This window comes from Nonomuraea sp. NPDC051191, assembly GCF_044455665.1.
Taxonomy (GTDB): domain Bacteria; phylum Actinomycetota; class Actinomycetes; order Streptosporangiales; family Streptosporangiaceae; genus Nonomuraea.
Window position 1 is genome coordinate 1 of record NZ_JBITEZ010000003.1, and the last position, 19,440, is coordinate 19,440.

General features: G+C 69.7%; 12 protein-coding genes. 8 read left to right on the forward strand and 4 right to left on the reverse strand.

What is annotated here, in order from left to right:
* From ACIA8R_RS08425 to ACIA8R_RS08460, 8 genes are all read left to right on the forward strand, one after another.
* A partial coding sequence (locus tag ACIA8R_RS08425) for a PQQ-dependent sugar dehydrogenase (RefSeq protein ID WP_397037357.1) occupies nt 1-1,385 on the forward strand: 1,385 nt, incomplete at its 5' end.
* Between the two features lie 54 nt (nt 1,386-1,439).
* Nucleotides 1,440-3,227, forward strand: a complete 1,788-nt coding sequence (locus ACIA8R_RS08430; protein ID WP_364101124.1) for a glycosyl hydrolase family 28 protein — start codon at nt 1,440-1,442, stop codon at nt 3,225-3,227.
* Nucleotides 3,224-4,249 carry a carbohydrate-binding protein gene (locus ACIA8R_RS08435; RefSeq protein ID WP_397037359.1) on the forward strand — a complete coding sequence of 342 codons (1,026 nt, stop codon included), beginning with the start codon at nt 3,224-3,226 and terminating at the stop codon, nt 4,247-4,249. Before ACIA8R_RS08430 ends, ACIA8R_RS08435 begins: the two co-directional genes overlap by 4 nt.
* A complete protein-coding gene (locus ACIA8R_RS08440) occupies nt 4,246-6,048 on the forward strand; it encodes a glycosyl hydrolase family 28 protein (protein WP_397037361.1) in 1,803 nt (600 codons plus the stop codon). The genes ACIA8R_RS08435 and ACIA8R_RS08440 overlap by 4 nt, the downstream gene beginning before the upstream one ends.
* Nucleotides 6,045-8,384: a glycosyl hydrolase family 28 protein gene (locus ACIA8R_RS08445; RefSeq protein ID WP_397037363.1), complete on the forward strand. Its 2,340-nt coding sequence runs from the start codon at nt 6,045-6,047 to the stop codon at nt 8,382-8,384. The genes ACIA8R_RS08440 and ACIA8R_RS08445 overlap by 4 nt, the downstream gene beginning before the upstream one ends.
* A 19-nt stretch (nt 8,385-8,403) precedes the next feature.
* The gene (locus ACIA8R_RS08450; protein WP_397037365.1) at nt 8,404-10,902 is read left to right on the forward strand and encodes a carbohydrate-binding protein; all 2,499 of its coding nucleotides are present in this window, start codon (nt 8,404-8,406) and stop codon (nt 10,900-10,902) included.
* A gap of 12 nt (nt 10,903-10,914) precedes the next feature.
* A complete protein-coding gene (locus ACIA8R_RS08455; RefSeq protein ID WP_397037367.1) occupies nt 10,915-12,999 on the forward strand; it encodes a carbohydrate-binding protein in 2,085 nt (694 codons plus the stop codon).
* A gap of 245 nt (nt 13,000-13,244) precedes the next feature.
* Entirely contained in the window at nt 13,245-13,421 is a 177-nt protein-coding gene (locus tag ACIA8R_RS08460; protein ID WP_397037368.1) for a hypothetical protein, read from the forward strand.
* An 828-nt stretch (nt 13,422-14,249) separates the two neighbouring features.
* Here ACIA8R_RS08460 and ACIA8R_RS08465 read toward each other — a convergent pair.
* Genes ACIA8R_RS08465 through ACIA8R_RS08480 form a run of 4 tightly spaced genes read right to left on the reverse strand, consistent with a single transcriptional unit; the run spans nt 14,250 to nt 19,437 of the window.
* A complete protein-coding gene (locus tag ACIA8R_RS08465; RefSeq protein ID WP_397037370.1) occupies nt 14,250-14,996 on the reverse strand; it encodes an ABC transporter ATP-binding protein in 747 nt (248 codons plus the stop codon).
* Nucleotide 14,997: 1 nt separating this feature from the next.
* Nucleotides 14,998-16,881: a dipeptide/oligopeptide/nickel ABC transporter permease/ATP-binding protein gene (locus ACIA8R_RS08470; RefSeq protein ID WP_364101098.1), complete on the reverse strand. Its 1,884-nt coding sequence runs from the start codon at nt 16,879-16,881 to the stop codon at nt 14,998-15,000.
* Nucleotide 16,882: 1 nt separating this feature from the next.
* Nucleotides 16,883-17,863 (reverse strand): ABC transporter permease, encoded by a 981-nt coding sequence (locus ACIA8R_RS08475; RefSeq protein WP_397037372.1) that lies wholly within the window; start codon nt 17,861-17,863, stop codon nt 16,883-16,885.
* A gap of 14 nt (nt 17,864-17,877) precedes the next feature.
* Nucleotides 17,878-19,437 carry an ABC transporter substrate-binding protein gene (locus ACIA8R_RS08480; RefSeq protein WP_397037374.1) on the reverse strand — a complete coding sequence of 520 codons (1,560 nt, stop codon included), beginning with the start codon at nt 19,435-19,437 and terminating at the stop codon, nt 17,878-17,880.
* Between the last annotated feature and the right edge of the window lie 3 nt (nt 19,438-19,440).

The window sequence follows — 19,440 nt, forward strand, 5'->3', positions numbered from 1 at the left end:
TGACCGGGCTGAACCCGGACTTCGGCTACCAGCTGTCGGTGTTCGCCCGCGACGCCTCCGGCAACGTCTCGCTGAGCAGCCCCGAGGCCGCCTGCCACACGCTGCCCGCGCCGCCGGACGACCCGCCGTCGCAGCCGGGTCAGCCCGCCGTCAGCGGCGTCCAGCCCACGACGGCGACCGTCACCTGGGCCGCCTCCACCGACGACGGCGGCGTGCGCGCCTACCTCGTCCGCGACCACGCCTCCGGCACGGTGCTGGCCACCGTCACCGGCGCCCCGCCCGCCACCACCGCGAGCGTGCCGCTGGAGTGCGCGCACACCTACCAGCTCGACGTCGTCGCCCGCGACACCGCCGGCCAGCTCTCCACGCCGAGCACACCGTCGGCCTCGTTCACCACGGGGACCTGCGGGACCGTACCCCAGACGCCCACCGGCGTCGCGGGCGGCTGGGACGTGCCCTGGGACATCTCCTGGACGCCGGACGGCTCGTACGCACTGGTCACCGAACGGGACACCTTCAAGGTGTTCAAGGTGACCCCGTCGGGCACGAAGACGCAGGTCGGGACCGTGCCGAACGTGCAGACCACCGACGGCGAGGGCGGCCTGATGGGCCTGGACCTCTCCCCCACCTGGAACGGCACGACCGACCAGGAGGTGTTCTTCATGCACACCGCCGCCGAGGGCAACCGCATCGCGAAGATGAACTTCAACGGCAGCACGCTCAGCGGCTACACCACGATCCTCCAGGGCATCGACAAGAACCGCTACCACAACGGCGGCCGCGTCCGGTTCGGCCCCGACGGCTACCTGTACGCCACCACCGGCGACGCCCAGCAGTCGGGCAACGCGCCGAACCTGAGCTCGCTCAACGGCAAGATCCTGCGCATCACCAGGACCGGCGCGGCCGCGCCCGGCAACCCGTTCGGCACCCGCATCTACAGCTACGGCCACCGCAACCCGCAGGGCCTGGCCTGGGACTCCGCCGGCCGCCTGTGGTCCTCGGAGCTGGGCAACTCCTCGCGCGACGAGCTCAACCTGATCCAGCCCGGCAAGAACTACGGCTGGCCCACCTGCGAGGGCACCTGCACCACCTCCGGCATGACCAACCCCAAGTACACCTGGGGCGTCGCCGAGGCCTCGCCCAGCGGCATCGCGATCGTCAACAACACGATCTTCATGGCGGCGCTGCGCGGGCAGCGGCTGTGGCGCATCGTGCTGAACGGCGAGAACGTCTCGACGGTCAACTCCTACTTCAACGCCACCTACGGCAGGCTGCGCGCGGTCGAGAAGGTGCCGAACGCCGCCGCCATCTGGTTCGGCTCGACCAACTCCGACAACAACGGCGACGGCACCGCCGACACGATCCGCCGCTCCGCCATCCAGTGAAACCACCGGCGGCCGCGCCGGTGCGCGGCCGCCGGACCGATCCCAGGAGCCTTGATGCCTCCGTCCAGAAGGGCCGTACTCAAGGCCGCGCTCCTCGCCCCCACCGCGTCCGCCTCCTTCCCGGCCTCCTCCACCAGCGCGGCGAGCCCGTGGGACCGGGTGCCCGAGATCCTGGCCAGGATCGTGCCCCCGGCCTTCCCCGACCGCACGTTCTCCATCACCGACCACGGGGCCGTCGGCGACAACACCACCGACTGCACCTCCGCCTTCCGCCAGGCCATCGCCGCCTGCAACGCCGCGGGCGGCGGGACCGTACTCGTGCCCGGGACCGGTAGGTTCCGGACGGGCAGGATCCACCTGCTGTCGAACGTGCGCCTGCACGTAGAGTCCGGCGCGACGATCAGGTTCAGGTCCGACGCGGGCTCCTATCTGCCGAACGTCTTCACCCGCTGGCAGGGCATCGAGTGCCACAACTACTCGCCCTTCATCTACGCCCGCGGCCAGACGAACCTCGCGCTGACGGGAACCGGCACGATCGACGGCAACGCGGCGGCCGGCCCCTGGTTCGGCTTCGACTCCCAGCGCGGCCCCGACTGGGACCTGCTGCAGCAACAGGCAGTGGACGGCGTGCCGGTGGAAGAGCGGCAGTTCGGCGATGGGCACTACCTCAAGCCGAACATGATCCAGCTTTACGACTGCACGAACATCCTCATCGAGGATCTCAACCTGCGGAACCCGGCCATGTGGACGGTCCATCCAGTGCTGTCCCGAAATATCACCCTACGGCGGATCAAAATCTACAGCCGCGGCGCCATGGTGGACGGCGTCGACCCCGAATGCTGCTCCGACGTGCTGATCGAGGGCTGCTCGTTCGACACCGGCGACGACGGGACCGTCATCAAGTCGGGCCGTGACACCGATGGCCGCCGCGTCGGCGTACCATCGACCGGCATCGTCATCCGCGACAACGACTACTACGGCCGGTGGGGCGCGATCACGGTGGGCAGCGAGATGTCCGGCGGCGTCCACGACGTCTTCGCCGAGAACAACCGCATCCACGCCGGTTCCGATTACCACAGCTTCTACGCCGTCTACTTGAAGACCAACAACCGGCGCGGGGGTGTGGTGGACGGCGTCCACGTCCGGAATCTGACCGGCGGCCCGTGCGACCGCGGCGGCTTCTTCGTCGACATGAACTACAGCCTCACCGGCCCGGGCAACGGCCCCATCGTCAACCCGGTGATCCAGAACCTCACCGTGGACGGGCTGACCATCGCCGGCTCCCCGTTCGCCGTCAAGCTGTCGGGCTCGGCCGCGAGCCACATCAGGAACGTGACGATCACCAACAGCGTGTTCACCCAGATCGACGCACCTGCCCCGCAGATCACCAACGCCGACAACGTGCTGCTCCAGAACGTCCGCATCAACGGCACCCTGTACGGACAGCCACCGCCCACAGGGGTCCGCTACGAGGCCGAGGACGCCACGATCTCCCAGGGCGCGGCCGAATCCGACCACGCGGGCTACTCCGGCACCGGCTTCGTCAACTACGACAATCTCATCGGCTCCTACGTCGAGTTCACCGTGAATGCGGCCGCGGCGGGACACGCCACCCTGACCCTGCGTTATGCGAACGGCACGACGTCCGACCGGCCGATGGACATCGCCGTCAACGGCATCGTGGTCGCGCCCGGCAAGTCCTTCCCCGGCACCGGGGCCTGGTCGACGTGGCGGACCACCGCCATCGCAGCCCCGCTGCGGGCGGGGGGCAACAGTGTCAGGGCGACGGCCGTCACGGCCGCCGGCGGCCCCAACCTCGACTATCTGGAGGTCGGCTCATGAGGGGCGGCAACCTGTCACGCCGGCAGCTCGGCACGCTCGTCGGCGCGGCACTGCTCGCCCCGGCCGCAGCCCGCCCCGCCACGACGACGTCAGGCGTGGCGTGGAAGCTGATGTGGGCGCCCGAGGCGTCCACCGGCGGCCTCGACGCGTTCGAGACGATCGAGGACGATCGTGCCGGCTCGCATCCGGCCGGTCAGCCGCACATCTTCCCCGAGGGGAACAACTTCCGCTTCACCATGCACACGGTGGACCGGGACACGATGACGGACCGCCAGCGCCAGGAGGTCACCGGCACCCGGACACCGACCGGATACCTCCGGCGGCTGCTCGGCGAGACCTGGCGCGTGACGTGCTCGATGTACATCCCGAGCTCGCTCAAGGCCTCCACCACCTTCACCCACATCAGCCAGACCAAGCGACCGGGAACGGGCACCCTTCCGATCACCGTCACGTCGATACGCCGTGTGGACGGCGCGCAGACCATCGAACACGAGATCATCGAGGGTGACGTGCTGGTCGGCCGGGCCCCCCTGAATCCGCTGCACGACACCTGGATCGACGCCGAGTACGAGATCAGGATCGGCGAAGGGAGCGCAGGCTCGGTCCGCTGGGCCCTGCGTCGCGCGGGGACCACGCTGATCGACGCGACCAGGACCGGCGACACCTATCTCGGTGACCGGGTCCGCCCGAAATGGGGCATCTACCGATCGCTCGGCGACACCTCGGGCTCGCTGCAGGAGTGCTACCTGCTGCTGACGAACATGCGTGCCTACAAACAGGTCGCCGCCACGGCGACGCGGCTGGAGGCCGCCAACGGCACGACAGCCGACCGCCCGATGGACGTCTCCGTCAACGGCACGCTGGTCGCCTCCGCCGTCTCCTTCCCCGGCACCGGCTCTTGGACCGCGTGGGCGTCCAAGAGCATCGCCGCCGACCTCGTCGCCGGTGCGAACACGATCCGCCTCACCGCGACCGCGGCCGGCGGCTGCCCGAACCTGGACTACCTGGAGGTGCTCCAATGAGACCGTCGCGGCGTGACGTCCTGCGTACGGGGATCCTCGCAGGCGGCGCGATCATCACCATGTCGAGCAAAGCGCGAGGAGGGGCGGCGAGCGCAGCCGCGGGGAGCACCGCGGCGAGCCCATGGGACCGGGTGCCCGAGATCCTGGCCAGGATCGTGCCCCCGGCCTTCCCCGACCGCACGTTCTCCATCACCGACCACGGGGCCGTCGGCGACAACACCACCGACTGCACCTCCGCCTTCCGCCAGGCCATCGCCGCCTGCAACGCCGCGGGCGGCGGACGGGTCGTCGTCCCGGCGGGCGTCTACCGCACCGGCGCGATCCACCTGCTGTCGAACGTCAACCTCCAGGTGAACGGCACGATCAGGTTCCGCACCGACACCGGCTCCTACCTGCCGAACGTGTTCACCCGGTGGGAGGGCATCGAGTGCTACAACTACTCGCCCTTCATCCACGCCGACGGCCAGACCAACATCGCGATCACGGGCACGGGCACCATCGACGGCAACGCGCCCGCGGGAGAGTGGGCCTCGTGGGGGAACGGCGGCGCGGACCGGGACCAGCTCCGCGCCTGGGGCGCCGGCGACCACCCGGTGGCACAACGGCAGTTCGGCGCGGGCCACAAACTGCGCCCGAACATGATCGGGCTCTACCGCTGCACGGGGGTGCTCGTGCAGGACGTCAGCCTGCGCAACCCGGCGATGTGGACCCTGCATCCGGTGTACTGCTCGAACGTCACCGTGCGCGACGTCACCTTCTACTCGACGAACTCCCAGGGCGACGGCTGTGACCCCGACTCGTGCACCGATGTCCTGATCACCGGCTGCCGGTTCAACACCAACGACGACTGCGTCCCGGTCAAGTCAGGCCGTGACCGGGACGGACGCCGCGTCGGCAGGCCGTCGCAGAACATCGTGATCCAGAACTGCCGGTTCAGCGGTCGCTGGGGCGGCGTCACGATCGGCAGCGAGATGTCCGGCGGCGTCCGCGACGTCTTCGCCGAGGACTGCGTGTGCAACCCCGCCGACTTCCCCGGCCGTTACCCCCTCAAGTACGCCCTCTACGTCAAGACCAGCTTCAACCGCGGCGGCTTCGTGGACGGAGTCCATCTGCGCCGGATCTCCGGCAGGAACCTGGAGCGCAGCGCCCTCTTCATCACGCTGAACTACGAGACGTCCGGATCGCTGCCGCCGGTCGTGCAGAACGTCACCGCCGACGGCGTGACGATCGACGGCGCCGCGCAGGCATACGACCTGCAGGGACGCTCAAGCGACCACATCAAGAACGTGACGATCAGCAACAGCGTGTTCACCCGCGTCACCACGGCCGCTCCCACCGCCACCTACGTCGATGACCTCGTGCTGACCGGCGTCTTCGTCAACGGCAGGGACATCTCGAACACCCAGCCGCCGCCCGCGGACCGCTACGAGGCCGAGAACGCCACGATCTCGCAGGGCGTCGTCGAGTCCAACCACGCGGGCTATTCCGGGACCGGGTTCGTCAACAGCGACAACGTCACGGGAGCCTACGTGCAGTTCTCCGTCACGCTGCCCGAGCCCGGCCAGCGCCCGCTCACCATCCGCTACGCCAACGGGACCACGACCGACCGGCCCTTCTCGCTCACAGTGAACGGCATGCTGGTCAATCCGTCGGTGAACGCTCCTGGCACCGGCGCTTGGACGACCTGGGTTTCGACCTCGGCCGTCATTCCCACGGTGGCGGGCGTCAACACCGTACGGCTCACCGCCACGACCTCGGGCGGCCTGCCCAATCTCGACTACGTGGAGCTCCGGCCATGACCGTCCTGCGAAGGATTCTCCTGGTATGTGCTCTCGTCTGGCCTGGAATCCCCGCCCTGTCCGCCACGGCGTTCGCCGCCGCGGAGTTCGACGTGCGTGACTACGGCGCGACCGGGGACGGCTCGACGAACGACGACGACGCCGTCGACCGGGCGATCAACGCCGCGAGCGCCGCCCCTGGAGGCATCGTCGTGTTTCCTCCAGGCCGGTACCGGGCTCGAACGATCCACCTCAAGTCCCACATCACGCTCAGGCTCGACGGCGGCGCCACCATCCTGGCTGCGGGAAGCGGCATGGACGTTCCCGAGGCCAACGCCAACGACGCCTACCAGGACTACGGCCACAGCCACTTCCACAACTCACTCATGTGGGGCAGCGGCGTCACCGACGTGCACCTCACCGGCGCCGGCACGATCGACGGGGACGGCAAGCTCGTCACCGGCACCCCCTCCTCGGGCCAGGCCGACAAAGCGCTGACGCTCACCGAGTGCTCGGACGTCAGCCTGTCCGGGGTCACCTTCCGGCGTGGCGGGCATTTCGCCGCGCTGATCAACGGCTGTCACGACATCGCGATCGACAACCTCACGACGGTCTACTCCAGCAGCGGCGTGCGCGACGGCGTCAATCTGATCAACAGCTGGAACGTCACCGTCGCGGGCAGCCGCATCGAGGCGAGCGACGACGCCTTGGTGTTCAAGAGCGACTACGCCCTCGGGCACACCTACACCAGCCAGAACGTCCGCGTTCGCGACACCACGGTCTACTCCCACGAGAACAACGCGCTGCAGTTCGGCTCGGAGACCTGCGGGAACTTCCGCGACTTCAGGTTCGAGCGGATCAGCGTGCTCGGCGCGGGCAAGGCCGGCATCGGCATCGTCTCCATGGACGGCGCGATCATCGAGGACGTCGCCTACGAGGACGTGACGCTCACCAAGACGACCTCGCCCCTCTTCTTCAAGATCGGCGAACGGAGACGTTGTCCTGGCTCCCCGCCCGCCGGGCGCATCAGGAACATCACCCTGACCCGCGTCACCGGCACCGACCTGAGCGCCCCCGTCGTGACCGGCACGGTCGGCGCCTCCGACTACACCAGCACCATGACGGGCACACCCTCGGTGGACATCGGTCCGGGCATCACACTCACCGACGTGGATCTCCAGGTTCCCGGCGGGCACCCCGCCTCGGAGGCCACCCGGGTCCCCGGGGAGTTCCTGACCACCTATCCCCCGCGTGATTACGGCGCACGGCCCTCGTACGGGTACTGGATCAGGCACGCCACCGGCATCACCCTCAACGGCGAGACCCGGTTCGACGAGAACGACGACCGGCCCGCCGTCATCGTCGACGACGCCTCGAACGTGGTGCTGACCGGCGTGGTGGCACAACGCGGCACCGGCAGCGCCTATGACGTGGGCTTCAGCGGCGTCATCGGGTATGCCGTGCGCGACAGCGCGAACACCGGCGGCGGGGCGTTGCGCGTGCGTCCCACGAACTCCACCCCCATACCGGGCAACCCCGTCACCCGGTACTCCGAGGCCGAGTCCGGCACGGTCACCGAGCCGATGCGGATCTCGGCCGACCCCGCGGCCTCGGGCGGCTCGTACGTGAGCGTCGCCGCAGGCAACAACAGCCAGACCAGCCCGCCGTCCACCGGCTGGACGACGCTGCCGTTCGACGTGCCCGATGCCGGCACGTTCGGTGTGTGGGCTCGCGTGATCGCGGCGACCACCTCCGACGACTCGTTCTGGGTGCGTTCCGGCACCGGGGCCTGGACCAGCTGGAACAACATCCCGCCTGGCACGGCATGGCACTGGGTGCGACTCCCGGTCACCTACGACCTGGCGCCGGGCCGGCAGAGCATCACCTTCGCCTACCGCGAGGACGGCGCCCGCCTCGACCGGGTCGTCCTGTCCAGCGACCCCGCCTTCGAGCCCGCGGACGGCCCGCCCCCGACCAGGTACGAGGCCGAGGACGCGACGGTCTCCCAGGGCGGCGTCGAGTCCAACCACCCGGGCTTCACCGGCACGGGCTTCGTCAACTACGACAACCTCACCGGCTCCTTCGTGGAGTTCACCGTCACCTCGGCCACCGCCGGACAGGCCACCCTCACCCTGCGCCACGCGAACGGGACAACCCTCGACCGTCCGATGGCCATCGTGGTCAACGGCACGGTGGCCGCCGTCCTCGGCTTCCCCGGCACCGGTTCCTGGGACGCCTGGGCAACCGCCTCGATCAGCGTCCCGCTCGTCGCCGGCGCCAACACGGTCAGGGCCACCGCGACCACCGCGACCGGCGGCCCCAACCTCGACCATCTCGACGTCGCCACCCCCGCCTAGAAGCCCGAGGAGCCCCGTCATGTTCCGTGCGTCGTCGCGGACGGCGATGATCGCCGTGCTCGCCCTCCTGCTCATCGCGCCTGCCGCGCGGGCCGACCTGCAGCATCCACGCCAGGCGTTCCTGCGGGGCTCGACCGCCGGGCTGTTCCTGCACTGGGGCGAACGCACCTCGCCCCAGCACACCAGTTGCAGCGCCTGGGAATCCGACGTCACGAGCGGCGGCTGGACGCCGGACTACTGGGTGAACGAGGCGCTGAAGCTGCACGCCCAGTACCTGGTGCTGGCCACGTTCCACAGCAGGCTCGGCTACGCCAGGCCGTACCCGTCGCAGATCCCCGGCTCCTGCCGCACCACGCGCGACTTCCTCGGCGAGCTGATCGACGCCGCGGACGCGCGGGGCCTCAAGGTCATCAACTACATGACCGACGACCCGCAGTGGCACAGCGAGGGGTTGTCGTCGGGCTCGTGGCTCAACTCCGCCGCCTTCTCCGCCTACGTGGGACACCCCGTGGACCTGACCACCCGCGACGGCTTCGGCGAGTTCAGCTACCTGCAGTTCTTCGAGCAGATGCAGCGTTATCCGAAACTCGCCGGGTTCTGGATCGACAACGACAACGCCTACTGGGAGCGCAACAACCTCTACGCCAAGATCTACCAGCAGCGCCCCGACATGACGCTGTCGAACAACAACGAAGACACGCCGATCATGGACATGATCAGCAACGAGCAGAAGACCGGCATGACGCCGTCCTACGACTACCCGCAGGCGCTTTACACGGCGCTGCCGCGCCTGATCGAGGCCGACTTCAAGCTCCCCACCGGCGGCCCCTGGTGGTACGGCGGCACCGACCAGGCCGTGGACCGCAAGCTCACGCTCGGCCGGCTCGTCACCAACGCCGGATCGTCGGTCAAGGCGCTCATGGCCGAGACCGCCATGGTCAACGGCAGGTTCCCGGCGCAGCAGGCCGCCTTCAACACCTTCGCCGCCGGCTACCTCGACCAGATCTGGGAGTCGCTGGACGGCACCGAGGGCGGCGGCTACATGTACGGCGGCCTCAAACCCGGGTTCTGGAACGACGGCGCGCACGGCGTGACGACGATCGCGAAGAACGACCCGAACCGGCACTACGTCCACGTGCTCACCCCGCCGTCCAGCAGCACGCTGTCGCTGCGGGACAACGGTTACGCCATCGCCTCGGTGACCAATCTGCGCACCGGCGCCCCGGTCACGTTCACGCAGGCCGGCGGCACGCTCACGCTGAGCGGGATCTCGGGCTGGGACCCCTACGACACGGTCTTCAAGGTCGTCTCCAGGGGACGGCAGGGCATCCACACCGGCGTGACGATGTCGGCGGGCTCGGCCGCCGGCGGGCATCCGGCCGCGGCGGCGGGCGACGGCGACTTCCTCACCTACTGGGACAGCGACGCCGCCGAGCCCGCGACGCTGACCTTCGACCTCGGCTCGGCCAAGCGCGTCCAGTACGTGGCGCTCAACCAGCGCGAGGACTCCACGGTCTACCCGTCCTCGGGGTCGGCGCGCCTCTCTGGTTACCAGGTGCACGTCAGCGACGACGGCTCCACCTGGGGCAGCGCGATCAAGACGGGCACCGTGCCGAACGCCAGAGGCGTGCAGATCATCGACCTGCCCGCGAGGACCGCCCGCTACGTCAGGCTCACCAAGACCGGCCACCACGGCATAGCCCGCTGGCGGGTGGACGAGGCCTGGATCGGCGAACAGTACCCCGGCGGCGCCACTCCCCCCCCGGGCCGTCACGAGGCCGAGGACGCCACCATCTCCCAGGGCGCCTTCGAGAACACCCACACCGGCTACAGCGGCACCGGCTACGTCAACGGCGACAACGCGACCGGCTCGTATGTGGAGTGGCCGGTCCAGGCGAGCGCGGCGGGACCGGCGACCGTGGCGGTGCGCTACGCCAACGGCACCACCGCCGACCGGCCCTCGGCGATCACCGTGAACGGCGTCCCGGCCGGATCCGCCTCGTTCCCGCCGACGGCGAACTGGGACACCTGGGCCACCCACGCCTTCGCCGTGCAGCTCGGCGCGGGCGCGAACACGATCCGGGTCACCGCCACGAGCGCGGGCGGCAACCCCAACCTGGACTATCTCGACCTCACCGCGGGCGGCAGCGCGACATACCAGGCGGAGGACGCGACGATCTCCCAGGGAGCCGCCGAGTCCAACCACACCGGCTACACCGGCACGGGCTTCGTCAACTACGACAACCTGATCGGCTCCTACGTCGAGTTCTCCGTCCAGGGAACGGGCCCGGCCACCCTCACGCTGCGCTACGCCAACGGCACCACCGCCGACCGGCCCATGGACATCACGGTCAACGGCGTCCCGGCCGGATCCGCCTCGTTCCCGCCGACGGCGAACTGGGACACCTGGGCGACCGCATCCCTCACCGTCCCGCTGACGGCGGGCGCCAACGTCATCAGGGCCACGGCCACCACGGCGGGCGGCGGCCCCAACCTCGACCGCATCACGATCAGCTAGGGGAGGAGCCCCATGAACAGGTGGCGCGCGGCCGTCGCGGTCCTGGTGCTCGGCGCGGCGGGACTCGCCGGTCCCGCCGCGCCCGCCGCGGCCTCGGACAACGGATTGTCGATCAGGCCCCCGATGGGCTGGAGCAGCTGGAGCTTCGTCCGCCGCTGGCCGGACGAGACCAAGATGAAGGCCCAGGCCGACGCGCTGGTCAGCAGCGGCCTGGCCGCCAAGGGCTACGTGTACGTCAACCTCGACGACTTCTACCAGAAGTGCGACGCCAACGGCTTCGTCGTCGACTCCTTCGGCCGGTGGGCGGTGGACGCCGCCAAATTCCCCAGCGGCATCAAGGCCCTGGCGGACTACGTGCACGCGAAGGGGCTGAAGTTCGGCTTCTACGTCACGCCCGGCATCGCAAAGAACGCCGTCACCGCCAACAAGCCGATCGAGGGCACCTCCTACCACGCACAGGACATCGCCGACACCACCCAGACGCACAAGAACTACAACTGCAAGAACATGTACCGGCTGAAGTACTCCCATCCGGGCGCGCAGGCGTTCATCGACTCCTGGGCGAACCAGATGGCCTCCTGGGGCGTCGACTACCTCAAGATCGACGGCGTGGACGCGACCACCGTCGCCGACGTCGAAGCATGGGACAAGGCCCTGCGCCAGACCGGCCGTCCCATCACCTTCGCGCTGTCCAACAACCTCCCCATCGCACAGGCCACCACATGGAAACGGCTGGCCAACAGCTGGCGCACCCAAGGCGACGTCGAGTGCTACTGCGGCCCCGGCCCGAACGGCAGCGGCTTCCCCCTGACCGACTGGGCCCACGTCGTGAGCCGGTTCAACTCCGCCGCCTCCTGGCAGCCCTACGCCGGCCCCGGCGGGTGGAACGACTACGACTCGCTGCAGGTCGGCAACGGTGACCAGGTTGGGCTGACCGCCGACCAGCGCCGTTCGCACATGACGCACTGGGCAATGATCGCCAGCCCGCTGCTGCTGGGCACCGACCTGACGGCGCTCACCGCCACCGACCTGGCCATGCTGACCAACGACCGGCTCATCGCCGTGGACCAGGACGGCGTGGCCGCGCAGCGTGTCGTCAACAGCGGCGTCAACCAGGTCTGGCGCAAGCGGGAGGCGAACGGCGACTACATCGTGGCTCTGTACAACACGGGCACGTCGGGCAGTTCCACGGTGAGCGTCACCTGGTCGCAGGTCGGTTTCACGGGCTCCGCCGACGTCACGAACCTGTGGTCGGGGGCATCGGAGGGCACGGTCGCCACCTCGTACGCGGCCACGCTGCGCCCGGGCGAGACCCGCCTCATCCGCGCACGTCCCACCTCCGCCGCGCCCCGGTACGAGGCCGAGGACGCCTCGATCTCGCAGGGCGCGGTCGAATCCAACCATGCCGGGTACTCGGGCACGGGTTTCGTCAACTACGACAACGTGACCGGCTCCTACGTGGAGTTCACCGTCCAGGGAACCGGCGGCCCGGCCACCCTGACCATCCGCTACGCCAACGGCACGACGGCCGATCGCCCGATGACCGTCACCCTGAACGGCGTGACCCTCACCCGCGACTTCCCCGGCACGGGCTCCTGGGACACCTGGGCGAACGCCACGTTCACGCTGCCGCTCGCCACAGGAGCGAACATCGTCCGGGCCACGGCGACCACCTCGAACGGCGGCCCCAACGTGGACTACCTCGACATCGCGCCGAGCTCAGCGGACTACCAGGCCGAGGACGCCACGATCTTCCAGGGCGCGGTCGAATCCAACCACATCGGCTACACCGGCACGGGCTTCGTCAACAACGACAACGTGACCGGCTCCTACGTCGAGTTCACCGTCCAGGGAACCGGCGGCCCGGCCACCCTGACCATCCGCTACGCCAACGGCACCACCGCCGACCGCCCGATGGACATCGCCGTCAACGGCACAGTCGTGTCAGCCGGGCGCTCGTTCGGCCCGACGGCGAACTGGGACGCCTGGGCCGACAGCGCCCTCACCGTCACGCTGAACGCCGGTCCGAACACGATCCGCCTGACCGGTGTCACCGCGAACGGCGGCCCCAACCTCGATCGCATCACCCTCACCTGACCCCCGGAGGAAAGAACGTACTCTCATCCCGATTACGCACCCTTGTCCCGATCGCCGCCACCTGTGTCATCCTGTCCGCCCTGGTGGCGCTGCCCGCCCGCGCGGCGACCGTACGATATGAGGCCGAGAACGCCACCAACGTGGCCTGCCAGTAGGAGTGGAACGGTGAACCGGGTTTGGTGTCACATCTGTTGACACTGTAGGTCTGACCAGGTCAGCCTTGCCCGGTGGCGGATTCTGAGGGTGTGGCGTTCCTGCGTGCTGATGTTGATCGTTTTTGCCGGGAGGTCGCCGATCTGGCGCCTGCGATACGGCTGCGCCGGTTGGCGGAGCTGCGCGCGATGCTGGACGAGGTGACCAACGTGCTCCCGCGAAGGCGGCCACGCTGCCTCGCCGCCTTCGAGATGGCGTCGGCAAGCTGACGGCCGGCGAACGGTACGCCGCTCCTACCCTGGCCATCACCAAGACCCCTCGGAAATTGACAGAGACCCTGAGACGAGGCGAACCGTTCCTCATCGAGGAAGCGCCTCAGTGATCCGGTTGACAACGCAGCCAGCCCGTGGCCGTTCGAATGACCACCTGCGCTCCATCCGCCTCCCCCATCGTCAGCGGCGCGATCAACGAATACCACCGCGATGGGTAACCACAGCTCAGACCACATAACTCAATATTCGAGCGGCACACCATCTACGCCATGCCCTGCGCGAGTACCAGCGTTCTACAACGAGCACCGAGCTCACCAAGCCCTTGGCCAGGCAGCTCCACTGCGCACCGGCCCCGATCCAGCATGAATCGTCGACCTGAACGTACACCGACGCGACCGGCTCAGAGGCATCCTCCACAAGTACTCAAATGCCACTTGAGATGCACGGATTCGGCAGGCGCAGGGCTGCGGTGTGGGCCACCGCCGTGGAGCTTGGCGGACCAAGGCGGGCCAGCCGAAGGTCTCCACCGGCTGGGGGTTGATCGAGCGGAACGCGTTGTCCGGCATCGGTCCGCCGGCTGCGGATTTCGTCCGGCGGGACCATACGCCGCACCTCACCGAGGCCGTGCAGATGCGCAAGCTCGGTGTCGCGGTGGGGGCGGCTACGCCGGCGAGCTGCTTACCGACGGCCCCGCCGAGGATGACCCGGTGGTTGTGGTACGACGCCCGGTGGCGCAGGATCATCGCCCGCCGCCACCAGGTCGAGCGTCGCGTGGGTGTCGGTGAGGAACGACTTGGACACCTCGAGTCCGGCATCGACTCTCGGCTATGAGCGGCCACCCATCGTCATGGTCGGGACGGCTTCGAGGAGCTGCTTCGTGTACGGATGCGCGGAACGCTCGATGACGTCCTCCGTCGTACCGTGCTCGACGAGCCGGCCGGACTTCATGACCGCGATCGAGTCGGCCACGTAGCGGACCACGGCGAGGTTGTGCGAGATGAACAGAATCCCGACCCCGGTCCGGGTCTGGATCTCCTTGAGCAGGTTGAGTACGGCACCCTGGACCGAGACGTCGAGCGCCGACGTGATCTCGTCGGCGATCAGGACCTCGGGCTCGGCGGCGAGGGCGCGGGCGATGGCGACGCGCTGCCGCTGTCCGCCGGAGAGCTGCCGGGGGCGCTTGTGGACGTCGCCAGGATCGAGCCGGACCATCTCGAGCAGCTCGGTGACCCGGGCCGACCGCTCCCGCCGCCCGCTCCCCCGGGGCAGGCCCTCGGCGATCGACGCGCCGACGCTCATCCGCGGGTTGAGGGACGCGTACGGGTCCTGGAACACGTACTGCAACGGCGGGCGGTCGCGCGGGTCGAGCACCGCCCCCTTCCAGAGGATCGTGCCCGAGGTGAGCGGGGCGAGGCTGACCGCCGCCCGGGCGAGGGTCGACTTGCCGGACCCCGACTCGCCGACGAGCCCGACGACCGAGCCGGCCGCCACGGTCAGGCTGACCTCGTCGACGGCCGTCACGGCGCCCTGATGGTGGCCGTACCGGACAACTATGTCGCGGAGCTCGAGCACGTCACGCCTCGCTTTCTAGGACCGGCAGCAGCGGATGCCAGCAGGCGACGGCGCCGCCGCCGCCCGAGTCGGCCAGTTCGGGACGCGCCTGCCGGCATCGGTCGTCCGCCCGGCCGCACCGGGGCGCGAACGCGCAGCCCGGCGGCAGGTCAGAGGCGTGCGGCGGGCGACCGGGAATGTTCGCGAGCGGCCGCGACCGGTCCGTCGACATGTCCGGGATGCTCGCGATCAACGCGCGGGTGTACGGATGCGTGGCCTCGGCGAGCCCGCTGACCGGCAGTTCCTCGACCACCCGGCCGGCGTACATGACCAGGACCCGGGACGCGTTCTCAGCCACCACCGCGATGTCGTGGCTGATCAGCAGGACGGCGGCGTCGCTCTCCCGGGAGATGCGCCGCAGCAGGCCGAGCACCTCCTTCTGGACGGTCACGTCGAGGGCGGTGGTCGGCTCGTCGGCGACGATCAGCGCCGGCTGGGCCATGAGGCCCATCGCGATCGACGCACGCTGGCGCATGCCGCCGGAGAACGCCATCGGGTACTGCTTCGCCCGCGCCTGCGGGTCGGTGATCAGCACTGCGCTGAGGCGGTCGACGGCTCGTCGCCACGCGTCCCGGCGGCTGAGGCGTTCGTGGGTCTCCGCGACCTCGGCGAGCTGGCGTCCGACCTTGAGCGCCGGGTTCAGCGACGACATCGGATCCTGGAACACCATCGCGAGCGAGGTGCCGAGCAGCCGCTCGCGGTCGCGGGGGCGCATCCGCCGCAGCTCGTTGCCCTTGATCTGGTGCACGTCGGCCTCAGCGACGTTCGGGTACGAGGTGAGCTGCGCGGCCGCCATGGCGGTGAGGCTCTTGCCCGATCCCGACTCGCCGACCAGCCCGACGATCTCGCCGCGGCGAAGGCGCATGCTGACGTCGACGACCGGGGAGAAGGGCGCGGTCTCGCCGGGTACGGTGACGGTCAGGCGCTCGATCCGGAGCACCTCGTCGCCCGGTGGCGGCGTCTCGGCCGGGGCCGTATCCCGGCGCTGGGACCTGAGGGACGGGAGCCGGAGGTGACCGTGCTGGCTGCCGCCGAGGACCTGGGTCAGCAGCTCGCCGGCGAGGACGAATGCGAGACCCGCGACGACGATCATGATGGACGGCGCGAGCGCGGCCGCGGGGTTGGTGTAGATGGCCGGCAGCCCGTCGGCGAGCATGCGTCCCCAGTCGTACTGCGGCGGCTGCACGCCGAAGCCGATGTAGGACAGCGCCGATATGCTGAGCAGCGCCGCCCCGACCTGGCTGGTCGCGTTGATGACGAGGGGTTCCGAGATGTTCGGGATGACGTGGCGAATCAGGATCCGCCACCGCGGGACCCGGAGCAGTCGCGCGGCGGAGACGTAGTCGGCGTTCGCGACGCCGCTGGCGGTGGTGTGGGTCAGCCGCGCGAACGAGGGCGCGAAGGCGATCGCCATCGACAGCACGGCGCCGCGCGCCCCCACTCCGAAGATCATGGCGAGGAACAGGGCGAGCAGCAGCCCGGGAAAGGCGACCATCAGGTTCAGGACGGCGACCACCACTCGGCCGGCGCGCCGGCCGAGCACGACGGGGACGGTGCCGATGATCAGCCCGCAGGCCACGCCGATGCCGACGACGAGCAGAGCGAGGACGAGGGACAGCCGGGTGGCCACCAGCGTCCGCGTGAGGACGTCGCGTCCGAGGGCGTCCGTGCCGAACGGGTGCGCCGCCGACGGTCCCGCCTGGAGCGCGCCGCCCGCGATCTCCGTGGCCCGGTCGCCGAGCAGCAGCGGCGCCACGACGGCGGTCGCGACCAGGAGCAGCAGCAGGGCGACCGTGACCACGCCGAGCGGCGACGACAGGTGATGGCGGGTACGTGACCAGGACACGTCAGCTCTCCTTGATCGTCGAGCGCGGGTCGATGACGGCGATCGCGATGTCGACCGCGAGGTTGATCAGCAGGATGCCGGCGCCGAAGAAGAGCGCGACCGCCTGGACGACCGGGTAGTCCTTGGCGAGCACCGAATGCACGAGCTCGGCGCCGACGCCGGGCCAGGCGAACACGTTCTCCACGAGCACGGTGCCGGCCACCATCGACGCGAGGATCATGCCGGAGACGGTCAGCGTCGGGGTCAGCGTGTTCGGCAGCGCGTGCCGCAGGTAGATCAGCCGCGCCGGGAGGCGCTTCGCGCGCGCCGCCCGGATGTAGTCCTCGCCGAGCACCCGCTGGGTCTCGGCCCGGACGATCCGCGCCAGGTAGGCGGCCGGCCCCACGACGAGGGCGGTCACCGGCAGCACGAACGATGCGGGACCGGACAGGCCCGCGACCGGCAGCGCGTTGAGGGAGACGGCGAAGACGAACACGAGTCCGACCGACACCAGGTAGTCCGGCACGGAGAGCGCGAGCCCGGTCACGCCGCCGAAGCCGAAGTGCAGGCCGCGGCCCCGGCCGTCCCGGGTGGCGATACCGAGGAGCAGGCCCACCGGTATCGCCACCGCGAGGCAGACCACGAACGCGGTCAGGCCGAGCTGGAGGGTCGCGGGCACCAACTGTGCCATCTTCTCCCGCACCGGCGTCTGGGTGTCCAGGGACGTACCGAGGTCGAGGTGGAGCAGGTTCCAGAGATAGTCCAGGTACTGCCGCCACAGCGGGTCGTTGAGCCCGAGACGCTCCCGGGTGGCCGCGATGGTCTCCGGCGGCGCCATCAGGCCCAGGGCTCCGCGTACCGGGTCGCCCGGCAGCGCGTGGACCATGGCGAACGATGCGGTGACGACGACCGCCAGCGAGACGACGAACCTCCCCAGCCGCCGGATCAGGAATGCCGGCCACGGGTGCCTGGCGCGCAGCGACGACTTCACGGAACCTCCCATCCTCCCCGCCGTACCTAGCGCAGAACCCGGAGCGAGGTGGGCTCCAGCACGCGGGCGACGACGTCGAACTTGGCCCCGTTGCCCCAGTAGAGGTAGGGCGAGACGGCGATCGGGGTGATGTCCGCGTCCTTGATCAGGGCGCCCTCGCCCGCGTTCCAGTCGGCGCAGCCGCCGGTGCCGGACTTCGCCTGCGCCGCCTTGATCGAGCTGTCGAAGACGTCGTTGTGCATCGAGCCGTAGTTGATGCCGCCATGCGACGGGGTGGCGCCGGAGAAGAACGGCACGAGCGTGGCCGGGTTGGACACGCCGAGGCCGATGAGGGTCGCGGTCCACGGGCCCTTGCCGCCGAAGACGACATCGGACCGGGCGTTGAACGACTGTCCCTTGAGGTCCACCTTGACGCCCAGCGCCGTCCACTTCTGGCCGATGTACTCGGCCGCCGCCGCGGTCGTGGTGTCCTCGTTGTCGTAGACGAACGCGACCTCGAGCGGCTTGCCGTCCTTGGCCCGGACTCCGCCGCCGGCGGCCGTCCAGCCGGCCCGGTCGAGCAGCGCCGCTGCGGCGGCCGCGTCGTACGCCGGCTTGTTCGGGGTGACGGTGTCACCGCTGCAGATCTTCGGGTCGGTCAGCAGCCCGTTGGCCTCCTGTCCGAGGCCGCCGGTGGCGACCTGGGCCAGTTCCTTCATGTTGAGAGCGCCGACGAGCGCGCGCCGGACGTTGACGTCGGCGGTCGGCAGGCCGGCGGCCTGGTTGAAGGTGAGCTCGTCGTCGATGATGCTGCCGCCGTCCGAGAACACCTTGGCGGCCTTGAGCCGCCGGGTGTCGGCACCGGAGAGGAGCGAGATGTTGACGCCCTTGCTCAGCAGGAGGTTGGCCGTCGTGGTCACGCTCGTCACGAGCTTGAAGGTCACCTTCGCCGGCATGCCCTTCTCGGCGGTCGAGGCGCCGTTCGGCCCCCAGGCGTACCCGTCGCGGCGGGTGTACGTGTACTGGTTGCCGGCCTGCACGCTGGAGAGGACGAACGGACCGGAGCCGGCGGAGGCGGCCTTCAGGGAGTCGCGGTTCTTGATGGCGCTCGAGCAGACCAGCGGCAGCTCGGCCAGGTTCTGCAAGAAGAAGGGCGCGCCCTCCTTGAGCTTGACCGCGACGGTGCCGGCGGCCTTGTCGGCCGTTGCCGTGGCGCCGGCAGGAACGGCGGCGCCGCGCATGGGCGAGCCGTTGCCCTCGGCGGCCACGTAGTTGATGTTGTCGGCCACCGTCTGCGCGTCCATCGGCGAGCCGTCCGAGCAGGTGACGCCCTCGCGGACGGTCAGTGTGTAGGAGGTTCCCTCGCCGGTCCACGACTTGACGACGCTGGGCGCCACCTCGCCGGAGTCCAGCAGCTTGACGGGCGTGTCGTAGGCGAAGACGGCCATCATCTTGTTGACGCCGTTGACCGAGCGCTGCGGGTCGAGCGCACCGGGGTCGCTGTCGATCGCGATGGTGAGCGAGCCACCGTCGGCATAGTCGTCGCCGGACGAGCTACCGGTGCTCCCACCGTTGGAGCAGGCAGCCAGCGCGACCGTCGAGCACAATAC